This is a genomic window from Neptunomonas concharum, from assembly GCF_008630635.1.
Classification (GTDB): Bacteria; Pseudomonadota; Gammaproteobacteria; order Pseudomonadales; family Balneatricaceae; genus Neptunomonas; species Neptunomonas concharum.
Genome location: NZ_CP043869.1, coordinates 51856 through 74145 on the forward strand (window position 1 = coordinate 51856; position 22290 = coordinate 74145).

The following is a 22290-nucleotide window of genomic DNA, read 5'->3' on the forward strand; positions in this document are numbered from 1 at the left end:
TGAGTTTGAGGCAGGTCAAATAGGCTAAATGCAATGAAAAGGAAATAAAAAAGCAGCTTTCGCTGCCTTTGGGCTAATCCAGTCGCTGGAGGAAACCGGATTAAATTGTGGTTTTTATCACGAGGTTCTACGCATCCTTCGAGAGCCCCGTTGCCTTCGCTAGCCAGTAGTCAACGCTGAAGTAACGACCAGCCCCAGTAAAGAAAAGACTCAACAGCATCACAAAATACGTAGCTGCGAATTCGATACCGTTATTTAGGATTACAAAGGATCCACGCCCTGTCAACCAATCATAGTTGCCATTTTCCTGAAGAATCTCACGACCGCGCTCTAAACGCTCGACCGATTCGAGTACACGATCATTCGCTAACCAGCTGCTCGCATCAGCGATAGCTAGCCAGCCATTTTCCCAGTGTACGGTGAGCGCAGCGACCAGCATCGTGACCATCAATGGAATACTGATCCAACGTACGGCTAAACCTGCGATAAGCAAAATTCCCCCGAAAAACTCAGTACCGGCGGCCAATGCGGCCATCACTTCTGGCATTGGCAGGCCTAGCCCCCAATCGGGGTTACCAAACCATGCGGCGGTTGATTCAAAGTGGGCAAGCTTGTTGTAACCTGCTTGTATAAACACAGGAGCCAAGTAGAGGCGTAGCAATAAGGGGGCTATGCCATCGGCAACCCGAATGCGCTCCAGTATGTCGTGGGCGTAGCGGTAAAGTTCGATCAGTTTACTCATGGTGTTATCCTTTTTATTTTAACGGGCACCTAACAAGATGCCTGCCTCATAGAACTGTTGAAGAATTTGATAGCCGGCATCGACGATAGGGGTCGGGTCGTTATGCCCCATCTCTTGAGAAATCTGTGTTAAAGCATCTCGGCCCGTGAGGCTTTCATTCTGGTCCAGCAAATAGAGCAGTCGCGCGGTGAGCGCATTGAGTGCCATAAATTGAACCTGATCATGGCGGTCACGATAAACCATCATCCATGTCGGTTGCTCTGGAGCCTCTGTTGGTTGAAACTCAGTTCCAATCTGGTGCACCGGATAGCGATAGCTCAGCGACCAAGCCACGGGTGACTGTACTGGGTGTTGATCAAGAAGGTCGTTGCTATAGACATTGGACTCATTGAATGGGTCGGCTTCGGCAACATCCAAGGCCAGTTCAACCCATTCGTAGTGCATGAGTTCCTTAAGGAAGTCGGGCTGGTCGATTGTTGGCTCGCGTAACTCCGAAATAAATGTCAGAAACTCTGCACTGATTTGGTGGAAATAGGGGCTTTCGCAACGGTATTCGATCAAGAAATCACGTACCGCTTGCTGCCACCAGGCTTCTCCCATAATGGACTTGGCCATTGGAAAAGCGGTTGCCGCGAAACCTTCCACGTTATTAAAGAATAGTTCCCGGTAGATCTTCATGCGGCGATCTTCAATCCCCGCAATGATTGGCGTTTCTGGATCCCGAATATGGCCTGCAAACTGCATTTGCAGGGCTTTGAAATCAGTCGGTGCGTTAAGCTGTGATGACATGATTCACCCCCGCGGTTTTTACGGCAGGTTTGGCGGACGCTTGCATGTGCCGAATTTTATGCACCTCACCCATCAGTTCAGCCATTGGGGGGATATTAAAATCGCGCTCCAGCAAGGTAGGAATAGCACCAAACTGTTGGTAGGCCTGTTCGAGCAATTGCCATACTGGGTCGATAACGTCGGCGCCGTGGGTATCGACAATCAGGTCATCAGCCTCATCATAATGACCTGCAACGTGAATGTAGCGAATACGTTCACCCGGGATTGCAGTCAAAAACTCTGCGGGATCAAAGCCGTGATTAATACTGTTGACGTAGATGTTATTAACGTCCAGCAGCAGATCGCAATCCGCTTCCTGCAATACGGCCAAAAGGAAATCCAGTTCGGTCATCTCATGGCTTGGCATGGCATAAAAAGAAACATTCTCAATCGCTAGGGGGCGCTCTAGACGGTCGCTGACTTCACGAATACGCTGGGCAACATAGCGAACGGCTTCTTCTGTGAAAGGGATGGGCATCAGGTCGTATAAATGACCATCATCCGAGCAATAGCTGAGATGCTCGGTATAAGTATCAATTTGATGGATATCCAAAAACTGTTTTAAGTCAGTTAAAAATTGCGTGTCTAACGGTTTTGGTCCACCCACGGAGAGAGAGAGTCCGTGTGTTACAAAGCGATATTGTTCGGTAAGTGCTTTAAACTGACGGCTTAAACGCCCACCCATTCTCATCCAGTTCTCAGGAGCAACCTCAAGGAAATCGACACCTTGGGGGCCTGTTGGAGGGAGATCTTTCAGCATACAGCGACGTAAACCCAGTCCTGTGCCCTGAAGTGGTTGTGACATCATAAATACCGCCTCTTTAATAATACGGGCTCCTAAGAGCCCGTGTGTGCTTACAGTGAGAAAGCAATCGCTGTTAGTTGCGAATTAGCCTTTGCGCTTTTCGCCACCGCATTTACCTTCACCGCACTTACCTTCTTTTTCAGATTTTTTCTCGCCGCCGCACTTACCTTCGCCGCACTTGCCTTCTTTCTCGGCTTTTTTGTCGCCGCCGCACTTACCTTCGCCGCACTTGCCTTCTTTCTCAGCTTTTTTGTCGCCGCCGCATTTACCTTCGCCGCACTTGCCCTCTTTCTCAGCTTTTTTCTCGCCACCGCACTTACCTTCACCACACTTGCCTTCTTTGGCTTTGTGGCTGTCAGCCAGTTGCTCATACCCAGCGCTTAACTGCTGAGCTGCAAATGGGTTTTCAGCGGCCATTACTGCAGGTGCCGCTGCACCTAGAAGAAAAGCAGTACCAACAGAAGCTACGATAGGTTTGATTGTCTTGTTCATATGAGTCACCTTTTAAAGTCGGGTTACATTATTAATGTTTTAATAAATTATTTAGCTTTGATTATTTAGTCGTCGCTGGAAGTGGTTCCTTACACTTGTTTTCAAATTTTTTTCAAATTCACCCAAAAAGCACAGCAAACACCTTTTCTTACTGATTTAGTCGCTGTTTGGTTTAGATTCCTTACACTTTTTTTGAAAAAATTAAGCGTAGCTTTTAATCACAGCTCGATTAGGAGTGGTTTTATGGGGAAATGGTTCCCTTCTCTGTGTTAGACGAAGGGAGGTTGGATAAACTAGAGGCGAGTTAAATGGTTATCCCACCAAAAGGGTGACCGGCTTAATACGTCAGTGACTAATTGGCCATTACGCACCGAACAACGGTAGGCTTTTCCGCGGCCAGTACTGATCGTGAAGCGCCCAGCGACGCTAGTCGCAGCTAGTCCGCAGGCGTCTTTTAAACGAACGGTGCCAAGGAATTGTTGTTCACGCATATCCCAAAACATCACCTGATTGCCTCGTGGGGCAGAAACAGCGGCATAACGACCTGACTGATCAAAGCAACAACTGCCACAATACTGCTTTAACTGGCTTCTGATATGCTCTGGCAAAGGCAGCGTGCGAATCGCTTCTCCACGACGATGGTGTGCGACCAAAGGAACATCATCCGCTAAGTGCCCCTGATATTGCATGGCAATGACGACCTCCCCATCGGCTGAAAGGTCAATATGGCGAATACTGCATTGATGATAAATGTTGGGTAGTTCTGCTTTTTCTAATAAATGCCCGGAGCTGACCGAGAGGTAAACCAGTGAAGGTCGCATCGTTGCTAGGTTAACTTTGGTACGCCCTTGGGTTTGAATGCCGCCATTAGCAATAATCAGCTGTTGCTGATCGTCAGAGAGGCGAAATTCATGGGGGCCAATCCCTTGAGTCGAATAGGACTCGACGATTGCAAAAGGAGGGGTAAGTTCACGGATGACGATCCTGCCGTTTGCCTGCGTTGGGTGGTGCTCTGTGGTTAGCAGGTGGCGGCCATCCGCAGAGATCTGTGCATGACCATAAAGGTGATAACCCGGTTGAGTGGTGATATGGGCTACCTGCTGATGGGTTTGGTAATCAACGATGTCGATAGAGGTCCCGGGCCTTCGGGCTATGGCTATTAGCCAAGGCTGGTGGGGGTGATTGATGACTTGGTGCGCACGCTCAGACAGAGGATACTCAAGCGATACTTGGCCGTCTGCTGTGAGTGTGTTCAGAAAATAGCGCCCATCCGCCCCCTTGCTAGCAGAGGCTAACAGGTTAGCCTCTGTGCTATTAGAGCTTGCCAGTGCTTGTTGGCAAAGCCAAGGCGCCGTGGCCAAGAAGCTGAGAAAGTGTCGACGATTAATCCCCGTCACGACTATTGAATCCTAGCTGTATGTTTAGTAATGCCATCGCTTGTTCAAGATCGACATGTAAATGCTTCAGATCGGATGCCACCCCTATGAGTTGCGCGCGTTGATTGTCAGATACGAGGGTGTTTTCTACCTCCGGTATGTGCTGTAACTTATTTAAGAGCGCACTAAATTGCCGGTCAATCGACTCCGCTAACGTGGCATCCTCAATGGCTAATAGCGCTTTTGTGCTGCTACCTTGTGTTCCGCTATAAAGGTGTTGCAAGGTGCTCAAATTAATACTGAGATTGGCGATAGAGCGCTTACTACGCCAGGATTCGCTACGTTTCCAGTTGGTTTTGCTGGGCTTATCCCCCAGTGGGCGAAGGATTTTACTATCCCTGATCACCTCAATGGGCTCCACCAGCGATTTCATCAATTCAGTCGCTGCCTCATCGGCTGACTCGTAGAGGTCATTATTGCCAGCGTCTTTTATCGCTTGGGATTCAGCTTGCCAATCTGACAGCGTCCCCTCGCTGAGCTGATGAATATTGGCTGCAATTGCAGAAGCTAGGCGGCAAGGCTTTGATGCGGGTTGTAACGGGGTAATCATATCAAATAGCACTCTTTCTAGTGCAGGAAACCCTTTTAAACTGATACTGGCTTGGCGAAAGAAACTTTCATTAAATGCAGTATCAGATCCTGATAGCACCGCTCTTAATTGTCGTGCGCCCGTATTCTTTTTGTCCGGCCAATACTGCAAACTGTGGTTGCGCATGAGCAGTGTGACAGGTCCAAATTGGATATGTTGGATAGTTTGCCATTGAGAAAAAGCATCGATAAACGCGCTTTGGGCCGCATCGATGGTTTGCTGCTGGCTGCAATATCCCTCGACGGTTTGGGCTAAGTGCGCGCTGGATTTGGCAAGTGCTTCATAGCGGGGCAGGATATGCTGTTCGACGACGGCGTTGTTCAGTTTGTGCCAATCTTGCTCGGATGGTGCAGCATGCAGCGTACCTATTGAGAGGGTGATCAGAATAAATACCAGCAATACCGGGATAAGAGAGCCTTGACGGATCATTAAAGTGACTCCAAAAATTGGATCAGTTGTTGTCGTTGTGCTTTTGAAAGCTGCCTATACGCACGAGTGCTCTGTTCAGCTTCACCACCATGCCAGAGAATCGCTTCCTGAAGGGTGCGAGCGCGGCCATCATGTAAAAAAAACCGATGATCATTGATCATACCGGCCAGCCCGATTCCCCACAAAGGGGCTGTGCGCCATTCACGACCGTTGGCCCCTTGCTCTGGGCGATGATCTGCCAGGCCTTCCCCCAAATCATGTAGCAGTAGATCGGTATATGGTTGAATGCTAATGGCTTTGCGCTGTGCTTTGTCTGTCGTAAACGAAAAATTTGGTGTGTGACAATTTTGGCATCCTAGCTGGCTAAATAGTGCTTCACCTTGATCGATATTTGCTTTTTGTACATCAGGAATACGCCGCTTAGGCACAGCCAAATGCTGTGTATAGGTGGTAATTAAAGCCACCATCTGGCCCGATGCCTCGGCGTTGTCCATATGGGCACTATTACCGTTGGGCAGCTGACGGCAGCGTGCTTGTAAAGGGGTACAATCGCCATACCCAGAAGTAAACATGGGCGAAGAGATGCCGATATCGGTGAATAGTGCGATGCTGTTTTGTTGTAACAGAGTGGGCTGTCCGGCTTTCCAGCCAAATCGTCCTAAACGTTTCTCGCCCGTTTTAAAATCTACAACCTCGTTAATGCGTCCTGATATGCCATCGTTATTTGTATCCTCAGGGTCAGCGCGAGCAATGATCTGCTCCTCAGGGATCTTCTCCAGTAACCCCAAACCTATCACGGCAGGTGCGATACGTGCTGATAGCTGAGTATCGGGATGCAGAGGGCCATAATTAAGTTGCGTGAGCGTGATGTTAGGCTTTCTTAATGTCACTACTTCGCCATCATCAAGTGTCACTGTGACTGGCGTATAGGCAAGCTGGATCACACCTTCTGCAAGAACCCCTTGTACTGCGCGAGTTTGAAATTGGCTGCCGTAGTTAGGTTCGGGCGCTTGTGAGGGTAGGCCTAGGCGAACCAGCATAGATGCAGCAACATCGGCAGGATTATTCGCTTCGGTTGGTCTCCCCCGGCCATTTTTGGGATGGCACTGCAGACAGGAGCGGGCATTATAAAGGGGGCCCAAGCCGTCGCTGGCGGTGGTAGATGAGGGTGATGATACCCATAGTTTTTCAAACAGACTTTTACCCAGCACAAAGTCCATTTTCTGCTCGGTTGTTAAAAAACTATCGGGTTGTGAAAAAGTACTGCCTATTACCGTTAACGGCAAAGCTGCCACCAGTAAAGCGATAAGCATAGGTAAACCGTGCCGCTTGGCAGCACGGTTTTTGAAGCAAACCATCAAATATTAACCCTGTGTGACGGCCGCTGGGTTGTCTAAGCTATCCGAGCCTTCTAGCTCGATAGCGTCTAACTCAAGCACATCGATTGCTTTTTCAATTGAACGGGTCTGCGTAGTTAGGGCGTCAACTACGTTTTGTACCAGTGCGTTCCCTGTTTTGTTCCCACTACCAATCAGTACATCGAAGGTATTACCCTGCTCTGCTTGATCCATTAAGGCTTGCATTGCAGTTTCTGTGTTGTTGAGCTCAGCACGGAACTGCTTGTCCAACGCGGGATCTTTTTTGCGCACTAGCTCTGATAAAGAGGCTCCTTTCAATTGGCTGCCATCAATGCGGCTGTACTCACCTAAATAGACATTTTTGATCCCTTTAGCATCATAAAAGTGTGATGCATGGGTATTATCTGAGAAGCAATCATGTTCCTCTTCTGGGTCATGCAGCATTAAGCCTAATTTGATGCGTTCACCGGCAAGTTCGCCATAAGACAGGCTTCCCATACCCGTCAATATCGTAGCCAGTGCGCCTTTTTCGCCTTTGTCAGCGAGGGCTTGACGTGCAGCGCCATCTGCTTTCCAGTTGTTTACCATCTCCTCCAAGTCCTGAATAAGTAGATCCGCAGCCGCACTTAGGTAGGCTCGGCGACGGTCACAGTTACCACCGGTACACTGCGTCAGGCTAAAATCGGTGTAAGGGCGGTTACCTGCTCCGGGCTTGGTTCCATTAAGGTCTTGACCCCATAGGAGAAACTCAATTGCGTGATAACCTGTGGCAACATTGGTTTCTACTTCATCGGCTTCATGCAGCGCATCAGCAAGCAGTGCAGGAGTGATCTCCTTTAAATCGAGTTTTTTATTGCCTAATGTCAGCGAGGTAGATGCGATAACATTGGCTGTATATAGAGGGTTTTCTTCTGACTCAGCACCGTAGCTTTGGCCATCCACATAATCGATTAACCCTTCATCTAGCGGCCAAGCATTTACGCGCCCTTCCCAGTCATCAACAATCGCATTGCCAAAACGGAAAGCCTCGGATTGTTGGTAAGGTACACGAGCAGCGATCCATGCTTGGCGAGCGTTATTGAGCGTTGCCGTTGATGGGTTGTTAAGAAGGTCGGTGACTTTTTTTCTGAGTGTAATCGCGGTGGTTAATGAATCACCGTAGGTTGCCTCTGCAATATCCGCATAAGTATTAACAATAGCAGATGGCGTACCCGCCAATGTAGGTAGTGAGAGGCTACAAAGGGATGCAGCCAAGACAAAAGAGGAGATTTTTTTCATAGGATTTATCCCGTTTCCGTGAATTGATTTTATGTTAATATAAATAATAAGCGTTCTCATTTCAATTATTGGTTAGATTTGTTTTTATTGATCAGTGTCAAATAATCGAGAAATGAGTCGTTTTACTATGATGATCCTGTTGATTGCTCAGTGTTGGAGAAAAAATGTCACGCCAGAAACGAATCGGTAAGATGAATCTATATAAGGTTGTTGGTCTCATCTTAGTGGGGTCTGTGGCCTCAACAACGGCTGTTCTAGCAACAGAAATGGATGAAAAATCACGTGCGGCAACCAAAGTCTTGCTTGGGCAACAGCTGTTTTTTGATGTCAATCTATCAAAAAATCGCACACAGTCTTGCGCAACATGCCATGCGCCGGATAAAGGTTTTGTGGACCATCGTGGCACGGGTGTGAAGGCAGCCGTCTCTTTAGGGGACGATGGCCACTCCTTAGGTGATCGTAACGCTCCAACCGCAGGGTATGCGGCCTATTCACCGCCTTTTTACCAAGATCAGCAGGGGCGTTATATCGGAGGTCAGTTTTGGGATGGCCGTGCCAGTACCTTAGCCGAACAAGCGGCGGGCCCACCCTTGAATCCTGTAGAAATGGGGATGCCAAGCAAAGCGGCGGTGTTGGCGCGTTTGTTGGAAAACAGCTTATATCCCTCTCTGTTTGAAAAGATCTACGGTGAGCAAGTGCTTACTGATGCTGATCGTGCTTATGCCGCGATGAGTGATGCTATTGCTAGCTTTGAGTCCACAGGTTTTTTTGCCCCCTTCGACTCAAAGTACGATCGCTATCTTAAAGGGGAGTATGAGTTAACCCCACAAGAAGAGCTGGGGCGTACCCTTTTCTTCTCTCAGCAGTTCACCAATTGCAATCAATGCCATCAACTAAGGCCTTCGCCAGTCAGTAAGGATGAGACCTTTACGAACTACCAGTTCCATAATATAGGTGTGCCTGAGAATATCCAGCTAAGAGCCCTAAACGGTACGAAAACCCGCGATGAAGGATTGTTTGCACACCCTGATGTCTCAGACCCTGATCAAAAAGGAAAATTTAAAACCCCCTCGCTCAGAAATGTAGCCGTAACAGGCCCTTATATGCACAACGGCGTTTTTAGGGATCTGCGAACGGTGGTGCTCTTTTATAACAAGTACAATAGCCGCAGTGAAAAGCGTCAGATTAACCCAGAGACCCACATGCGCTGGGCTGAACCCGAAGTGCCTGAGAACCTATCTCTTAAAGAGCTAGAGTCAGGCCCTGCATTAACGGATAAGCGGGTTGATGCGCTGGTTGCTTTTATGAAGACCTTAACTGATAAAAAATATGAGCATTTGCTAAAAGAGTAAATCAGGAAGCTCTACGGTATTCGCGCTAGAACCCACTCACTCAAGAGAAGCGCTGCTATAACCACCTCTTAAGCCTTAAGACGGGAGGCGCAAGCCTCCTGTGATTTCTCAACAAACCCCAGTCCATGCCTTCACGTACTTTTTTGTGTATTGCCTCCCCTACTCATCTAGATTTTTGAGCACTATTTTGCAGTTATTTTCTGCTTGGCCGTGTATTGTATCTCTATACAAAAACACAACGGTTTGAATCAACATGAAACTACTCGTACGTAACCTTGATCGCTCGGTCAGCGAAGCCGAATTAAAATCCCTATTCCAAGAATTTGGTGCCGTTCAGTCCTGCAATCTGGTGATGGATAAAGTCACCGGTGAATCAAAAGGGTTTGGCTTTGTCGAGATGCCAAAAGTGGGCGAAGCCAAAGCGGCCATTAAAAATTTAAACTACAAAATGGTTGGTGAATCCAAAGTGCGGGTTAAAAAAGCCGCAGATAAAGACGCTTAAATACATAGGTCGCAACATGAAAGCCATATTGGTGGCGATAACCGCCTTGATTCTATTAAGCGTGGCAGCGTTAACTGTATTGGGCATAATGTCCCAGTCAGGTAACCCTGTGGGGATACTGGATGGCCGATTAGCCCCCTGCCCTGACAAACCCAACTGTGTCAGTAGCGAAGGCCCGACCGACACCAGTCACTTTACATCCCCCATCTTGCTTACTGAGCCCGCAGCCCCTAGCACGATGCAATTAATGAGATCGGTACTCATTGATCTAAAAGGTGAAGTCCAAATAGAAAGTGATACCTATATTGCTGCTTCTTTTACCTCCCCTCTCTTTGGCTTTGTGGATGATGTAGAGATACGGTTTGAACCGACCCACAATCGTATCCATATCCGTTCAGCCTCTCGCGTGGGGTATGGCGATTTAGGTGCAAACCAACAAAGGGTGGAGATGATCAAGAAAGGATTTAGCGAACATATTCAGCAGTAGCGTTTGCTGGTAGTGCGGCCTCTGTGTTCCGTATGTTAAGTTACTCCTTATTAAGGAGTACATCGGCCCTTCATGGAAAAGGAAATATTGAATGATATCTTTAGAGTTTTTGCTGACTTCTCTTGTTGTCGTGTTGATTCCGGGCACAGGAGTTTTATATACAGTAGCTACTGGGCTACTTGCAGGAAAGCGTGCTAGTTTTTTTGCAGCACTTGGCTGCACTTTAGGTATTATTCCGGCTTTAGCCGCCAGTGCTTTAGGTCTTGCTGCTATTTTTCACACCAGCGCAGTAGCATTTCAGCTTGTAAAATATATCGGTGCTGCCTATCTGCTTTACTTGGCTTGGCAAATGTGGCGTACCTCTTCCCCACTTTCTATAACCTCACAGCAACCGAATAGAAGCTATACAGGGTTTATTGCTAAGGGATTCCTGATTAATATCCTAAATCCTAAGTTGTCCGTTTTCTTTTTGGCTTTTCTCCCTCAGTTCATACCGCATACATCAGAAAATGTATTGGGTAGCATGCTAATGCATGGTTCTATATTTATGTTAATGACGTTTGCCGTTTTTATTGTATATGGCTTTTTATCCAGCACCTTTAGCGTATTCATTGTAAAGTCAGAAAGAGCCAGCATTTACATGCAAAAATTTTTCTCCGTAAGCTTTGCTTCGCTAGGGCTTAAGCTGGCTCTGAGTGAGCGGGTATAAAGATCAGTAAACTTACTCCGAGATCAAGTTTGATCTAAATTTAGGAGCAAGCCGCGAGAATAGAGCATCTTAAGAGAGCGAGTTCGCATATTTAGGCATTAGCTATCAAAAAATAATGCTTAACGAGTTGGTAAAAGCGTTCAATATACGCAGGTTTGCCACTTTGGTAGCGGTGTAAAAAGTAGAAATGCCGGGGGCGACCGTGATAATTAGGAAGCAGGTGCACTAAGTGACCGCGACTAATTTCTTGCTAGAGGTGCCGTACAGGTGCTACATGGAGAGCGACTTTTTGCTAATAAATCGGTAATCGAATTCCCTTCTGAAAAGCAGGCGTTGGATAGTCGGTATCAGTTGGTGGCTGGGGTATGAATATTGGTGTCACCATTCAATTTCGCTGCCATCAAAACTCAAAAATTGTCCGGTATCGCGGGGCTGGGTATTTTTAATAATCTTGAGTAGCGATTCGGCAGTTGTCTGGGGTGTGTGCAGCTGGTTTTTGGGTAAGCTTTTTTGAAATGGTTTGGACAGAGCGGTGTCAGTAGTACCAGGGTGAAACAGGAGTACGCAGCATTTTGGTAACTTTATGCGCCATTCAATGCTGATGGTTTTGATCGCCATATTGAGTGCGGCTTTGGATGTCCGATAACTCAACCAGCCGCCAATATGGTTGTCTTTGATGCTGCCTACTCTGGCAGAGCAAGCGATAAAGAAGCTGTTATCCGTTGCTTTAAGTGCGGCTTCAAAGTGTTTTGCCAACAAAATACTGGGTAAGGTATTTAGGCGAATATTCAGGTCAAATAGGCTCGTATCAAACTGTTTAAGTGACTTTTCAGGTCTGTGGTGTTGTGAATGCAAAAAACCTACGGCGTTGACGAGCATATCCACCTTAGGGATTTGTTGAGCAAAAGCTGAGATTGCGTTCTCATCAGTGATATCCAGCTGATGCCAATGAAGGCTGGGATGTGCAAGCTTGGGCCGATTATTATGATAGGTGGTTATGAGCGTAGCATCAGGATAGCTTTCGAGGCAGGCTTGGGCGATCGCCAAACCGATACCGCCTGATGCCCCAATGATAACGATGCTCTTCATGAGAGTTTCTGAGCCTTGAACTCCTGAATTTGCTTATGAATCTGCTCCGCTTCATAAGTAAGTTGGGAGTAGCTTTGAATATCGCCGTTTCTTTGGGCTAGAAAGGCTTCTTCCAGCTTTTGATCATGAGCTTTTTTTAACTTTTTTACAGGGTCAGACTTAAATAAAGAAAACATATCTGTTACTCAACGAGTGGGGATAGCTATCTTTACGCGCTGATCCCTCTACTCGATGATGAGGCGTTGGCAAATGATTTAATCAGCCCAGCTTTCTTCTCGGTGCTGGTCTTTCAGCTTGACGTAGTTACCGGTGGTGTAAGTGAAATAGTCCATCTCCTTGTCGGTTAGCTTACGCACTTGTTTGGCTGGGCGTCCTACATAAAGATAGCCGCTCTCAAGGGTCTTACCGGGGGGAACTAAGCTCCCGGCACCAATCACGACATCCGATTCGACAACTGCGCCATCCATAATCATGGCGCCCATACCCACCAAAACGCGATCACCAATGGTGCATCCGTGTAGCATGGCTTGATGGCCTACGGTTACATGGTTACCGATGGTGAGTGGAAACCCATCCGGATTGAAGGGTCCTGCGTGGGTGATATGCAAAACCGAGCCATCCTGGATAGAGGTACTGTGCCCGATACGAATGCGGTGCATATCGCCACGTATCACCGTGAGTGGCCAAACGGAGGTGTCGTCGCCGATCACAACATCACCCAGCACAACCGCTGAAGGGTCGACAAATACACGCGCTCCCAATGTTGGGGTAGTACCTTTAAATGTTCTGATATTCATCTTTACTGATCCGCTTGCATACTTCAATTTAGGCCCCATTGTATACTAATCAGAAATTACTGCTGATAGGCGTTTAGTTATGTTATGCCCATGAGCGAAACCGGAGAGACGTATGCGTAACCCTTTATTGGAACCTGCCCTGCTACCCCCGTTTAGTCAGATAACCCCCGAGCTTATTACGCCGGCTATTGATGAGCTACTAAAGCAAGGTCGTGATCAAGTTGCCGCCTTGGCATCGGATACGCAAAAGGCAACATGGGATGAGGTGGTTGCACCACTGGATACGGCCAATGATGCCTTAAGTCAGGCATGGTCACCGGTTTCTCACATGAACAGCGTGGTGAACAGTGATGGGCTACGGGATGCCTATAATGAGAACCTCGCTAAGCTATCTGAATATTGGACAGAGCTAGGCCAAAATAAGGGTTTGTTCAATGCGTTTCAGCGTGTTGCTGAACAATCGCAGGAGCTGGATGCGGCTCAGAAAAAAGCATTGGAGCATAACCTGCGGGATTTTCGCCTCTCCGGTATTGATCTGCCAGAGCAAGATCAGCAGCGCTTCGCTGAGATACAAAAACGCTTGTCGGAGTTGACTACGAAGTTTTCTGAAAACGTGCTGGATGCGACCCAAGGTTGGGAAAAACATATTATGGATGAGGCTGAGCTGGCGGGTATGCCGGAGATGTCTCTGGCGGCAGCTAAACAAGCCGCTGAAGCGAAAGGCTTAGAAGGATACTTAATTACATTGGAGTTTCCATCGTACTTCCCTGTAATCACCCATTGTGACAACCGCGAACTGCGCCGTGAAGTGTATGAGGCTTATGCTACTCGTGCCTCAGATCAAGGGCCCACGGCAGGCCAGTGGGATAATACAGATGTCATGACCGAAATTTTGGCGCTACGAAAAGAGAAAGCTGCGTTGCTTGGGTTTGACTCTTATGCCCACTACTCTTTGGCAACAAAAATGGCCGAAACACCCGAGCAGGTATTGCAATTCCTTTATGATCTTGCTGACAAAAGCGTTGCTGTGGCGCGTCAAGAGTTTGCCGAGTTGAGTGAGTATGCTCAGCAGACATTCGGTGCTGAGTCGGTTGAAGCGTGGGATGTGAGTTATTATTCGGAAAAACTGAAGCAAGCCCGCTATGCGATCTCCCAAGAGATGCTCCGCCCCTACTTCCCTTTCCCTAAAGTGCTCTCTGGAATGTTTGATATAGCCGCACGGCTGTTTGATATCTCTATTGAGGAAGTCACTGAGTTTGATCGCTGGCATGAAGATGCGCGCCTGTTTGCTGTCAGCCGGGATGGTAGCGTGATTGCTCGTTTCTATCTGGATCCTTATGCACGAGCGAATAAGCGTGGTGGTGCATGGATGGATGTGTGTCGTACCCGCCGTCGCTTGGACGATGGTTCCTTGCAGTTACCAACGGCGTATTTAGTGTGTAACTTTAACGGCCCTGTTGGGGATGATCCGGCACTATTAACGCACAATGAGGTAACAACGCTGTTCCATGAGTTTGGTCATGGTCTGCATCATATGCTGACACGTATGGAGTATGCGGATGTCAGTGGTATTAATGGTGTGGCGTGGGATGCGGTTGAGCTGCCTAGCCAGTTTATGGAGAACTGGTGTTGGGAACCTGAGGCGTTAGCGATTATCTCCGGGCATTATCAAACAGGTGAAACGTTACCACAGGAACTTTTAGATAAAATGCTGGCCGCGAAGAACTTTCAGTCGGCGCTCTTTATGGTGAGACAATTAGAATTCTCCATTTTTGATTTCAAACTGCATCATGAATATGAGATTGGGAAAACAAACATCCAAGCGCTGCTTGATGAGGTGCGCTCTCAGGTTGCGGCCATTACACCGCCATCGTTCAATCGCTTTCAGAACAGTTTTAGCCATATTTTTGCGGGAGGCTATGCCGCCGGTTATTACAGCTATAAATGGGCTGAGGTACTATCTGCGGATGCGTTCTCCTTGTTTGAGGAGCAAGGTATATTTGATAAAGCAACAGGTCATCAATTTAGAGAAACTATTCTCGAACAGGGTGGCTCAAAAGAGCCGATGGCGCTGTTTGTTGAGTTTCGAGGGCGTGAGCCGCAGGTTGATGCTTTGCTGAGACATTCCGGTATCAATGTTTAGAAAAATGGGGCGATTATGTCGATAGTTAAACGCTTTGTAGCGGGTGCGGTTTGCCCTCGCTGCGGCGAGATGGATACCATTCGAGTATACCGCAACGAGATTCGCGAGTACCGTGAATGTGTAAAGTGCGACTACGTAGATGGTCAGAATCTGGATGGATCGCCCGACCCTGCCGAAGAGTTGGCCACACGGGTAACTAAAAAGCCGGAGTCGGTTTCGGCCTCTCAACCGCTGAAGTTTGTGCCTAATCCGGGTTTGAAACGAAGGGATCACTAGCAAGGAGGACCTGCAATGTGCCAGCGATGTTATTGGGCGACTCATTCGCCTCTTGAAGCGGCTTACCATGATGAAGAATGGGGTATGCCGCAGCAGGATGACCGTGTGCTGTTTGAGTTTTTAATACTTGAAGCCGCACAAGCAGGTCTTAGCTGGCGTACTGTCCTTGAGAAGCGTGAGGGGTATCGTCGCTACTATTGTGATTTTGATCCTGAGGTGGTGGCGTCGTTTGGTGATGCAGAAATACAAGCGATGCTGGCGGATCCCGCGATTATTCGCAATAAACTCAAAGTGGAATCCTCCATCAGTAATGCGCGGGTATTTTTGCGACTCCAAAAAGAGTATGGCAGTTTTGCTCGCTATGTCTGGGGGTTTGTCGATAACAAGCCTATTCAAAATGCTTTAGCGGACTATCGTCAGGCTCCTGCAGAAACTAATATTTCCAAGCAGTTATCTAAGGCGCTGAAAAAAGAAGGGATGCGCTTTGTTGGCCCGACGATCTGTTATGCCTTCATGCAGGCAGTAGGCATGGTAAATGATCACGAAGTGAGCTGTTGGCGTCATGATGCCTGTAAAGCAGCAGGTGATGCATTTGTGCTGGAGGGCGTTTAGTCAGACTTTTAATAGCCAGCGGTTTTGCCGTGTGAGCTGCCAAAACACCCAGAACCCGCTGAATCCTCTGGCGATAAACAGTGTAAGAAAAGCCATCCATAGGCCGTGATTTCCATAAGGCTGAAGTAACCACCACATCGGTAAAAACACACAAAACACCGAGAATAGCATAGTGTTTTGCATCGCCCTCACTTGCGTTGTACCAATAAAGATGCCGTCTAGAAGGTAACTTGAAACGGCAATTAAAGGTAGAGCAATCAGCCAAGGAAGATAAGTGTTTGCTTCTGCTTGTACGCTTTCGATGGAGGTCAGTAGACTAACGATCCACGTGCCTGCACCCCAAAAGAAGGCGGTAAACAACAGAGCTGTAATGAGCGACCACAGCGCTGCCGCTAAAGTAGTGCGATAAAACCCCGAAAGATCTCGCCTGCCGATGCGCTTGCCCGCCAGTGCTTCTGTAGCGTGGGCAAAGCCGTCCAGCCCGTTTGAAATCAGTAGCAGAAAATTGAGTAACACCGCATTAGCTGACAGGATATCGGTACCCTGTCTGGCGCCTTGGGCTGTAAAAAATGCAAGAGAAAACAAGATAGCCAAGGTGCGCACAAACAGGTATCGATTAACATGAAATAGCGCGGCGTAGTGGCGAATGTGGTAAAGGCTATCGTGTAATAGTTGGCCACCCATGGGTGCAAGCATTCGTCGACATAGCCATAAACCCAGTAGTAAGCTGCCATATTCAGCTATTACGGTTGCCAAGGCTACACCATCGGAAAACATACCCAGTCCATATACAGCAATAATATCCATCAGCATATTAAGAAGGTTGGTGACGGTGAGCAGGAGCAAAGGGATACGGGTGTTTTGGTTACCAACAAACCAGCCAAGCAGCGCGAAATTACAGAGTACAGCCGGTGCGCCATAGATGCGTATCTCAGCATACTGGCGTGCTGAATCTGTGACGATGGGTTCTGCGGCAATCCAGTGTAGGGCAAATGAAATAATAGGCGCTTGCAATACGATGATGCACAGGCCGATCACCGTTGCCATGATGAGCGACTGGGCGAGCAACGTTCGATTGCTGTCTGGGTTGTCAGCACCAATGGCTTGGGCAGTTAACCCTGTGGTGCCCATGCGCAGAAAGCCAAACGCCCAATATAAAATAGAAAAGATCATACTGCCCACGGCCACTGCACCCAGATGATGGCTCTCGGGAAGGTGTCCAATGACCGCGGTATCAACCAGTCCCACGAGAGGGACTGTAATATTGGAGAGGATCATGGGCCAGGCAAGCCCCCACACCTCTTTGTGCTCTCGCTTTGTGGGGTATTGCATTCTAAATATGCACAGAGCGGCGTGCAGGGAATAAGTAGATCAGCACAAACGTCAATAAAGCAGTAACCACCACGGAGGGGCCGGCAGGTGTATCCCAATACCAAGAGCCTGCTATGCCGCCAATCACCGCTAAGCAGCCTAAGAGCGATGCAAAAGCGGCCATCTGTTCAGGCGTCGAGGCCAGTTTTCTGGCAGCCGCCGCGGGAATGACCAGCAAAGAGGTGATGAGTAGTATGCCGACAATCTTCATGGCGACTGCGATAACTACCGCAATTAATACCATCAGAATCAGGCGGGTTCGGGCAACGTTTACCCCTTCTACTTGCGCAAGCTCTTCGTTAATGGTGATGGCCAGTAAAGGTTCCCAAAAAAAGCGAATAGTCAGTAACACCGCCGCACCCCCTGCCAAAATCCAGACTAAATCGTTGGGTGAGATGGCCAGCAGGTCGCCAAATAAATACTCCATAAGATCCAAGCGGGCATTTTCTAAAAAAGAAACGGTCACTAAACCCAGAGACAACGTGCTGTGAGCCATAATGCCCAAAAGGGTATCAGTGGCGATGACGCGTTGTTTCTGTAGTGAAACCAATACCAATGCTAAGAGAATACAGCAGACAATAACGGCCAAGTTTAAATTGGTATCAAGCAAAATGCCTAGCGCGACACCCAATAGCGCGGAGTGTGCCAAACTGTCACCAAAGTAGGCCATACGCCGCCATACGACAAAGGCGCCTAGAGGGCCTGCGACCATGGCTACGCCTAAGCCGCCAATCAGTGCATAAATCAGGAAATCATAACTCATCTTAGTGCTTACACTCCCCAGTTTGTGGGTGGTCGGTTATTACATCCCCGTGGGTGTCGTGGCTATGGTTATGGTGGTGGCTGTATAGCGCAAAGCTGTTTGCCCCTTGTTGGCCAAACAGGTCGATAAAAGAGGGGTCATTACTGACATGCTCAGGGTGGCCGGAACAACAGATATGTCGGTTTAGGCAGATCACGTGGTCTGTGGATGACATTACTAAATGTAAATCATGCGAGATCATTAAAACACCGCAGCCGCGTTGTTTGCGGATTTGGCCGATCAAATTATAAAGCTCAACTTGGCCGTTGATATCAACGCCCTGCACGGGCTCGTCGAGAACTAGCAACTGAGGCTCCCGAAGCAGTGCCCTCGCTAGCATAATTCTCTGTGTCTCGCCGCCTGACAAGTCATGCATTGAGTGAGTGAGCAAGTGCTCCGCGCTCACAGCTTCCAGTGCGCTGATCATGGTATCTTCATTGCGGATGCGGGCCGTTTGTAAAAAGCGTTTCACCGTTAGGGGGAAGGTTCGATCAATATGAAGCTTTTGCGGCATATAGCCAATGCTCAAACCCGGCTGCTGCCAGACATTCCCTGTGGTAGGTTTTATAAGACCTAAAACAACACGTACTAGTGTGGTCTTGCCTGCTCCATTAGGGCCAATCAATGTGGTAATACAATCTTTATGCAAATCTAAGTTAACATTTTGAACTACATGGTTGGTGCCAAATTGAACGTTAACATCACGCAAGCGAACCAGATCGACGGGGGTGCTCATTTCTCTACAGTGCTCTTTTGGCAATTTGGGCATAGCCCGGCTATTTCAACGATCTCGGTAGCAATTTTGAAGCCTATCTCATCAGCACGTTGATGAATGACCGAGGATATTTCGGGCGACTCCAGCTCTACAACGCTTTGGCACTGCGTACAGATTAAAAAGCTGTTGCTACATTGATGCTCAGGGTGGCTACAGCCAATAAATGCATTCAGCGAGGCGATCCGGTGTACCAGTCCCTGCTCTTGTAAAAAATCCAACGCCCGATAAACCGTTGGGGGGGCTGAATTAAAACCTGCTTCTGCCAGTGCGGGTAAAATTTCGTAAGCTCCCAAGGGTTTATGGCTTTGCCAAATGAGTTTCAGCACGAGCTCCCGAATAGGAGTTAATCGCAATTGTCGCTCACGACAAAGGGAGGCTGCATCATCCAGCGCTTGGTGGATGCAGCGTTCATGGTCGTGTTCTGGCGTAAAAGCAATTTCTGAGTTTGTCATAGGCAAAAAAATAATATTTTGTTATATTGTAACACTGTTTTAATTGGAAGGAACATCATGAGAACGCTCGGCTTATTATTCTCTTTATTGTTAACGATGTCTGCACCTGTTTTTGCATCTGAATTTAGGGTGTTGGCAAGCATTACGCCGGTGCAACTCATCGCGTCTGAAGTGCTGGACGGCATCACGGTACCTGATAAGTTGCTCCCCCCTGGCGCGTCCCCTCATCAATATAGCTTAAAGCCGTCGGATGTGCGGCGCATACAGCAAGCAGATCTTGTACTCTGGGTTGGGCCGCAGTTGGAGAGATTTCTTGTTAAGTCTTTGCAGCAAACGGATGCAAAAGTATTAACTTTATTGGATGAAGAACATGAGGGTGAAGTCGAAGAGTCATCCCATGAGGGGCATGACCATCATGATGGCCATGATCATGGTGGTGTTGATCCACATATTTGGTTAGAGCCTTTTTATGTCCTTGAAGTCGCATCGATGGTTCGTGATGCCGCAGCAGCGGTCAAGCCAGAACATAAAGCACAGCTTGATGCCAATTATCAACGTTTTGCCAGTCGATTAATTGGACTGGATAAAACGCTGATGGCGCGCTTTATGCCTTTGTCAGAACGAGGTTTTATTGTGTTTCATGATGCGTATGGGCGATTTGTCGAGCATTACCAGCTGCTGCAGTTGGATGCGATCACCATTAACCCATCAAGAAAGCCTGGTGCGAAACATCTTTCTGAATTACGTCAGCGAGTGATCGATAGCCAAGCGGTCTGTGTTTTTAGTGAGCCACAGTTTAGCTCTTCTGTGCTGGACGCGGTGACTGCAGGTTCTGAAGTTAAGGTTGTTGAACTAGATCCTCTCGGACAAAACATCGAGCCGCAGGCAGGGGCTTATACGGTTTTCTTGCAGCGTTTTGCGGATACAGTACATAGCTGTTTGGCGCCTTAAGAGGCCATGGAAAGGGCATTTTGTTTTTTTCTTTGTGGTATAGAAATCGCTTCACAAAGGATAGGCAGATCATTATAATGCTGCCCACTTTCGAGCAGATGTGGTGGAATTGGTAGACACGCTAGCTTCAGGTGCTAGTGCCTTCACGGGCGTGGGAGTTCGAGTCTCCCCATCTGCACCAACCCTAAATTTTTAGGATTGGTGCTGAAAGTCATGTATACAGAGTATGCCCTCTATAACAGCATAGCCGACGCAGATGTGGTGGAATTGGTAGACACGCTAGCTTCAGGTGCTAGTGCCTTCACGGGCGTGGGAGTTCGAGTCTCCCCATCTGCACCAATCGGATTTCCTTTCTTTTTTCTTCCTTTTGTGTACTTCGCTGATTAAGCTCGGCTTTTTCGAGCGCGAAAAAAAAAACCGGGACAAGCCCGGCTGCAGGGTGGGTGCATAAACCGTTATTGCATTAGCAAAGCAATCTGTACGATAGCGGGTAAGATCGCGATCACGAGTCCACCCAGTACCATTAAAATAGAAGGAACAACCCCAATAACTTCAACGCCTTGCTCTTCGTGTGCATATGACATGATGGTATCTCCGAAATAGTGTGTTGCTTTGAACGTTGCAACGCTAATGCCAACTATGGCTTGATATTGCTAATATGTTGTATTAGAAACGGTTTTTCGTGGGGTATGACGGGGTGGTATAAGTGCTTTATATATGAGTGCTGATTTTGGCTGTCATTTTTGGCGATATGTGACATTTTTCGTTATTTGGCCATTAAGATGATTTTATACGACCAAAAAATCAAATTTTTCGTTCCAAAGTACCATATTTACTCCGTAATACCTCTCCTATGATCGTAGAAGTCTTCGGACATTCCCGAATAACAACAACTGAGGTATTCATCATGTGGACTAAGCCAGCTTATCAAGATCTGCGCATCGGCTTCGAAGTAACAATGTACTTCGCTAACCGATAAGCTCAGGTGCTTTGGGCTACCCAAAGCGCTACGGCCGGTGCCGGGTTCATGCTCCCCGGTGCCGAGCTCGCACCATAATAATAACGATTACTCTCTTCTGAGCACTGAGTCTTTTATGAAAATACAGGTTTTAGGTTCTGCCGCGGGTGGCGGTTTTCCACAATGGAACTGTAATTGTCGCAACTGCAAAGGGTTTCGAGATGGAACGCTTAATGCGAAAGCGCGCACACAGTCGTCCATCGCTGTCAGTGTGAACGGTGAGGATTGGATATTATTTAATACATCCCCTGACATTCTTGCCCAATTGGCTGCCTTTGCGCCAATGCAGCCAGCACGCCAGATTCGTGATACAGGAATTGCGGCCATTGTCTTTATGGATAGCCAGATAGACCACACTACCGGTTTGTTAATGCTTCGCGAAGGTTGCCCTCATGAGGTTTGGTGCACAGATATGGTGTATCAAGACCTGACGAGCGGCTTTCCCGTTTTTAATATGTTGACCCATTGGAATGGCGGTATTAAGCGGAATCGAATCTCTGTGGAGCCTGGCGAAAATAGCTTTGTCGTGCCGCAAGTACCGGAGTTGAAGCTGACGGCAATCCCGCTACGCAGTAGTGCGCCGCCCTATTCACCCCATCGCAATGATCCTCACCCTGGGGATAATATCGGTATTCTCATAGAAGATACTCGAACGGGTAAAACGCTATTTTATGCACCTGGATTAGGCAAGATTGATCCTCATTTGGATCCGATGATGTCAAATGCGGATTGCCTGCTGGTGGATGGCACGCTCTGGTCTGAGGATGAAATGATTACCGCAGGTGTCGGCGATAAACTAGGTGTCACCATGGGGCATCTCCCCCAATCAGGTGAGGGAGGCATGATTGAGTATCTGGACACGCTGGCTAAGCCTCGCAAGATACTTATCCACATCAATAATACCAATCCGATCTTAGATGAAGACTCTGCTGAGCGCCAAGAGGTAGAAGCGCATGGTATTGAAATCGCCTATGATGGAATGAGTATCGAGCTGTAG

26 protein-coding genes and 2 tRNA genes are annotated in these 22290 nt (G+C 47.9%); 12 read left to right on the forward strand and 16 right to left on the reverse strand.

Annotated features, from left to right (window positions below; translation table 11 throughout):
• Nucleotides 1–127: 127 nt before the first annotated feature.
• The 8 genes from F0U83_RS00195 to F0U83_RS00230 all read right to left on the reverse strand — a co-directional run bounded on the left by F0U83_RS00195 (nucleotide 128) and on the right by F0U83_RS00230 (nucleotide 7957).
• The gene (locus F0U83_RS00195) at nucleotides 128–742 is read right to left on the reverse strand and encodes an HvfX family Cu-binding RiPP maturation protein (RefSeq protein ID WP_138985950.1); all 615 of its coding nucleotides are present in this window, start codon (nucleotides 740–742) and stop codon (nucleotides 128–130) included.
• A gap of 18 nt (nucleotides 743–760) precedes the next feature.
• Nucleotides 761–1531, reverse strand: coding sequence for an HvfC family RiPP maturation protein (locus F0U83_RS00200; protein ID WP_138985951.1), 771 nt, complete (start codon nucleotides 1529–1531; stop codon nucleotides 761–763).
• A complete protein-coding gene (locus tag F0U83_RS00205) occupies nucleotides 1515–2378 on the reverse strand; it encodes an HvfB family MNIO-type RiPP peptide maturase (protein ID WP_138985952.1) in 864 nt (287 codons plus the stop codon). Before F0U83_RS00205 ends, F0U83_RS00200 begins: the two co-directional genes overlap by 17 nt.
• 81 nt (nucleotides 2379–2459) lie before the next feature.
• On the reverse strand, nucleotides 2460–2867 hold the full coding sequence (locus F0U83_RS00210) for an HvfA family oxazolone/thioamide-modified RiPP metallophore (RefSeq protein WP_138985953.1): 408 nt from the start codon (nucleotides 2865–2867) through the stop codon (nucleotides 2460–2462).
• 293 nt (nucleotides 2868–3160) lie between these two features.
• Nucleotides 3161–4264 (reverse strand): DUF1513 domain-containing protein, encoded by a 1104-nt coding sequence (locus tag F0U83_RS00215; RefSeq protein WP_170221679.1) that lies wholly within the window; start codon nucleotides 4262–4264, stop codon nucleotides 3161–3163.
• Entirely contained in the window at nucleotides 4251–5321 is a 1071-nt protein-coding gene (locus F0U83_RS00220) for an imelysin family protein (RefSeq protein WP_138985955.1), read from the reverse strand. The genes F0U83_RS00215 and F0U83_RS00220 overlap by 14 nt, the downstream gene beginning before the upstream one ends.
• The gene (locus F0U83_RS00225; protein WP_211343597.1) at nucleotides 5321–6679 is read right to left on the reverse strand and encodes a di-heme oxidoreductase family protein; all 1359 of its coding nucleotides are present in this window, start codon (nucleotides 6677–6679) and stop codon (nucleotides 5321–5323) included. The genes F0U83_RS00220 and F0U83_RS00225 overlap by 1 nt, the downstream gene beginning before the upstream one ends.
• Nucleotides 6680–6685: 6 nt before the next feature.
• Nucleotides 6686–7957, reverse strand: coding sequence for an imelysin family protein (locus tag F0U83_RS00230; RefSeq protein WP_138985956.1), 1272 nt, complete (start codon nucleotides 7955–7957; stop codon nucleotides 6686–6688).
• Between the two features lie 164 nt (nucleotides 7958–8121).
• Here F0U83_RS00230 and F0U83_RS00235 point away from each other — a divergent pair, with 164 nt between their 5' ends.
• The 4 genes from F0U83_RS00235 to F0U83_RS00250 all read left to right on the forward strand — a co-directional run bounded on the left by F0U83_RS00235 (nucleotide 8122) and on the right by F0U83_RS00250 (nucleotide 11007).
• Nucleotides 8122–9309: a cytochrome-c peroxidase gene (locus F0U83_RS00235; protein WP_246077566.1), complete on the forward strand. Its 1188-nt coding sequence runs from the start codon at nucleotides 8122–8124 to the stop codon at nucleotides 9307–9309.
• Nucleotides 9310–9562: 253 nt separating this feature from the next.
• Nucleotides 9563–9811: an RNA recognition motif domain-containing protein gene (locus tag F0U83_RS00240; RefSeq protein WP_138985957.1), complete on the forward strand. Its 249-nt coding sequence runs from the start codon at nucleotides 9563–9565 to the stop codon at nucleotides 9809–9811.
• 16 nt (nucleotides 9812–9827) lie between these two features.
• Nucleotides 9828–10298, forward strand: a complete 471-nt coding sequence (locus F0U83_RS00245) for a DUF1499 domain-containing protein (protein WP_138985958.1) — start codon at nucleotides 9828–9830, stop codon at nucleotides 10296–10298.
• A gap of 91 nt (nucleotides 10299–10389) precedes the next feature.
• Nucleotides 10390–11007 carry a LysE family translocator gene (locus tag F0U83_RS00250; protein ID WP_138985959.1) on the forward strand — a complete coding sequence of 206 codons (618 nt, stop codon included), beginning with the start codon at nucleotides 10390–10392 and terminating at the stop codon, nucleotides 11005–11007.
• A gap of 378 nt (nucleotides 11008–11385) precedes the next feature.
• On the opposite strand, the gene F0U83_RS00260 is transcribed toward F0U83_RS00250, so the two are convergent.
• The 3 genes from F0U83_RS00260 to F0U83_RS00270 form a co-directional block, all read right to left on the reverse strand.
• A complete protein-coding gene (locus F0U83_RS00260; RefSeq protein WP_138985960.1) occupies nucleotides 11386–12096 on the reverse strand; it encodes an SDR family NAD(P)-dependent oxidoreductase in 711 nt (236 codons plus the stop codon).
• The gene (locus F0U83_RS00265) at nucleotides 12093–12272 is read right to left on the reverse strand and encodes a DUF6435 family protein (protein WP_138985961.1); all 180 of its coding nucleotides are present in this window, start codon (nucleotides 12270–12272) and stop codon (nucleotides 12093–12095) included. The genes F0U83_RS00260 and F0U83_RS00265 overlap by 4 nt, the downstream gene beginning before the upstream one ends.
• 78 nt (nucleotides 12273–12350) lie before the next feature.
• Entirely contained in the window at nucleotides 12351–12893 is a 543-nt protein-coding gene (locus F0U83_RS00270; RefSeq protein WP_138985962.1) for a gamma carbonic anhydrase family protein, read from the reverse strand.
• Between the two features lie 112 nt (nucleotides 12894–13005).
• Here F0U83_RS00270 and prlC point away from each other — a divergent pair, with 112 nt between their 5' ends.
• Genes prlC through F0U83_RS00285 form a run of 3 tightly spaced genes read left to right on the forward strand, consistent with a single transcriptional unit; the run spans nucleotide 13006 to nucleotide 15924 of the window.
• On the forward strand, nucleotides 13006–15036 hold the full coding sequence (gene prlC, locus F0U83_RS00275; RefSeq protein ID WP_138985963.1) for an oligopeptidase A: 2031 nt from the start codon (nucleotides 13006–13008) through the stop codon (nucleotides 15034–15036).
• 15 nt (nucleotides 15037–15051) lie between these two features.
• Nucleotides 15052–15312 (forward strand): YheV family putative zinc ribbon protein, encoded by a 261-nt coding sequence (locus tag F0U83_RS00280; protein ID WP_138985964.1) that lies wholly within the window; start codon nucleotides 15052–15054, stop codon nucleotides 15310–15312.
• Nucleotides 15313–15327: 15 nt separating this feature from the next.
• Nucleotides 15328–15924: a DNA-3-methyladenine glycosylase I gene (locus tag F0U83_RS00285; protein ID WP_138985965.1), complete on the forward strand. Its 597-nt coding sequence runs from the start codon at nucleotides 15328–15330 to the stop codon at nucleotides 15922–15924.
• On the opposite strand, the gene F0U83_RS00290 is transcribed toward F0U83_RS00285, so the two are convergent.
• Genes F0U83_RS00290 through F0U83_RS00305 form a run of 4 tightly spaced genes read right to left on the reverse strand, consistent with a single transcriptional unit; the run spans nucleotide 15925 to nucleotide 19324 of the window.
• The gene (locus F0U83_RS00290) at nucleotides 15925–17256 is read right to left on the reverse strand and encodes an MATE family efflux transporter (protein ID WP_138985966.1); all 1332 of its coding nucleotides are present in this window, start codon (nucleotides 17254–17256) and stop codon (nucleotides 15925–15927) included. It lies immediately after the preceding gene.
• 1 nt (nucleotide 17257) lies between these two features.
• Nucleotides 17258–18058: a zinc ABC transporter permease subunit ZnuB gene (gene znuB, locus F0U83_RS00295; protein WP_138985967.1), complete on the reverse strand. Its 801-nt coding sequence runs from the start codon at nucleotides 18056–18058 to the stop codon at nucleotides 17258–17260.
• 1 nt (nucleotide 18059) lies between these two features.
• Nucleotides 18060–18833, reverse strand: a complete 774-nt coding sequence (gene znuC, locus F0U83_RS00300) for a zinc ABC transporter ATP-binding protein ZnuC (protein ID WP_138985968.1) — start codon at nucleotides 18831–18833, stop codon at nucleotides 18060–18062.
• Nucleotides 18830–19324, reverse strand: coding sequence for a Fur family transcriptional regulator (locus F0U83_RS00305; RefSeq protein ID WP_138985969.1), 495 nt, complete (start codon nucleotides 19322–19324; stop codon nucleotides 18830–18832). The genes znuC and F0U83_RS00305 overlap by 4 nt, the downstream gene beginning before the upstream one ends.
• Before the next feature lie 57 nt (nucleotides 19325–19381).
• Between F0U83_RS00305 and znuA the strand changes: the two genes are divergently transcribed.
• The 3 genes from znuA to F0U83_RS00320 all read left to right on the forward strand — a co-directional run bounded on the left by znuA (nucleotide 19382) and on the right by F0U83_RS00320 (nucleotide 20614).
• A complete protein-coding gene (gene znuA / locus F0U83_RS00310) occupies nucleotides 19382–20275 on the forward strand; it encodes a zinc ABC transporter substrate-binding protein ZnuA (protein ID WP_138985970.1) in 894 nt (297 codons plus the stop codon).
• A gap of 94 nt (nucleotides 20276–20369) precedes the next feature.
• A tRNA-Leu gene (locus F0U83_RS00315) sits at nucleotides 20370–20456 on the forward strand.
• A 71-nt stretch (nucleotides 20457–20527) separates the two neighbouring features.
• Nucleotides 20528–20614, forward strand: a tRNA-Leu gene (locus F0U83_RS00320).
• 116 nt (nucleotides 20615–20730) lie between these two features.
• Here F0U83_RS00320 and F0U83_RS17305 read toward each other — a convergent pair.
• Nucleotides 20731–20859 carry a hypothetical protein gene (locus F0U83_RS17305; protein ID WP_276469550.1) on the reverse strand — a complete coding sequence of 43 codons (129 nt, stop codon included), beginning with the start codon at nucleotides 20857–20859 and terminating at the stop codon, nucleotides 20731–20733.
• A 323-nt stretch (nucleotides 20860–21182) separates the two neighbouring features.
• Between F0U83_RS17305 and pqqA the strand changes: the two genes are divergently transcribed.
• Both pqqA and pqqB read left to right on the forward strand, forming a co-directional pair.
• Nucleotides 21183–21254: a pyrroloquinoline quinone precursor peptide PqqA gene (gene pqqA / locus F0U83_RS00325; RefSeq protein WP_084332595.1), complete on the forward strand. Its 72-nt coding sequence runs from the start codon at nucleotides 21183–21185 to the stop codon at nucleotides 21252–21254.
• A 115-nt stretch (nucleotides 21255–21369) separates the two neighbouring features.
• A complete protein-coding gene (gene pqqB, locus F0U83_RS00330; protein WP_138985971.1) occupies nucleotides 21370–22290 on the forward strand; it encodes a pyrroloquinoline quinone biosynthesis protein PqqB in 921 nt (306 codons plus the stop codon).